The 1,516-nt window shown below is 53.4% G+C and carries 2 protein-coding genes; both read left to right on the plus strand.

The annotated features are described in order from the left end of the window. A partial coding sequence (locus tag QC818_RS18285; protein ID WP_309654301.1) for a hypothetical protein occupies positions 1–281 on the plus strand: 281 nt, incomplete at its 5' end. A gap of 2 nt (positions 282–283) precedes the next feature. Then, a complete protein-coding gene (locus QC818_RS18290) occupies positions 284–1,279 on the plus strand; it encodes a tetratricopeptide repeat protein (protein ID WP_309654302.1) in 996 nt (331 codons plus the stop codon). The last annotated feature ends 237 nt before the right edge of the window (positions 1,280–1,516 follow it).

The following is a 1,516-nucleotide window of genomic DNA, read 5'->3' on the forward strand; positions in this document are numbered from 1 at the left end:
AATATCCTCGCTCTGCCGCTCAGCGGCTTTTCGAAAAGGCGGTGGCTCGGATGGCTCAGGATGGCAGGCGAGACGAGGGCGTGTCTCTTGGACAAGCTTACTGCCAGAATCGTTATGAGTTGGATCAGTTTATGGAGCTAGAAGGTGAAAATAGTCAGCCAGCTATACAAGCACGCCTAGACTATAAAGGCTTCGTTGATCGCTTAGGCATAGATGCCGATATGTACTGCCAAGTGGTACAGACTCCAGGCGGGGAAAAAGTCAGATACCGGGAATCTTAAAAATGAGCTTTGTTAAATGTTTTTTTATGGTTATGTTGCTGCTTCTCCCCTGTTTTGCTTTGGCTAATGAGACTGATGTTCAGTCCGCCAAGGATGAGGGAATGCGCCTCTACAATATTCATCACTCAACGGCGGCGCTGCCCTATCTCGAACGAGCCGCAGAGGCTGGTGATGTAGAGGCGATGTATTACATGGGAGAGGCAGAGCGACGTCAGCGTATGGGAAGCATGACTCGTGAAGCTTTGGTCTGGTATTTAAAAGCTGCAGAGCATGGTGATCCCTATGCCATGCTGCGCCTGTTTCAGGGTGGTGCCTGCGTCGCTGGAGACGAGTGCCCAGAAGACGCCGAGGGCTGGCGCGAGAAGGCCCTGGCCGAGACTTTGCCCAAGGCCGAGGCCGGTGATACCGATGCCATGTTGGCGCTCTATCATATTTATCGCCTGATGGATGAAGGCGGAGAGGGCGTTGAATGGCTGGAAAAAGCGGCGGAAGCGGGAAATCCTGAAGCCCAGACGCGGCTGGGGATGAATATTCGTGGCGGCCAGGGCTGGTACTTCTTGGAATCCAGGCGTCTGGAAGCCGCTGAGGAGTGGTTTCGTAAGGCTGCAGAACAGGGCTATGTGCCTGCGATGAGTGATCTCGCGGGTGTGCTGGAAAAGCAAGAGAAGCCTGAGCAAGCCTGGGAGTGGACTTTAAGAGCTTCTGAAAATGGCCATATTGAGGAGCGTTTTGGTGTTGGGTGGTGTTATCTGAACCCGGAAGAGCTTAACTCTGCGGCAGGTGAGGATATATGTCAGAATCAGCAAGATGTTGTTCGCGGATGGGCGATCTTGCTAGCGATGGTGCAAGAAGCAAGTGATAACTCAGCAGAGAGAGCAATGAATCGAAATGAAAGTAGAATAACGACGGAAGAAATTGAAGAAGCAGAAGTTCTTGCAGGGGAATGGATAGGCAAGCAGCCACCACTTTCCGACTTTATTCCTCGCTTTGGGTATTGATTTTTGGCAGATATACAAGAGTAAAAGCTTTAGATCTAGATGCCTCGGCTCAGGTACAGTACCTGCGCATGGTCGGGATGAGCTATGGCGACCTCAAGGAGCAGGTCGCGCCGGATCGCCCCCAGGAGATACAGGCCACGGGGCCGAGCCTGTCGCTGGAGGTCATGGACGGCAGCGTCTCGGCCGAGGCGGGTAGTAACCTCGAGGCCGAGGCCAAGGATATCGGTCAGCGGGTCG

Source organism: Halomonas koreensis (assembly GCF_031451675.1).
Classification (GTDB): domain Bacteria; phylum Pseudomonadota; class Gammaproteobacteria; order Pseudomonadales; family Halomonadaceae; genus Halomonas; species Halomonas koreensis.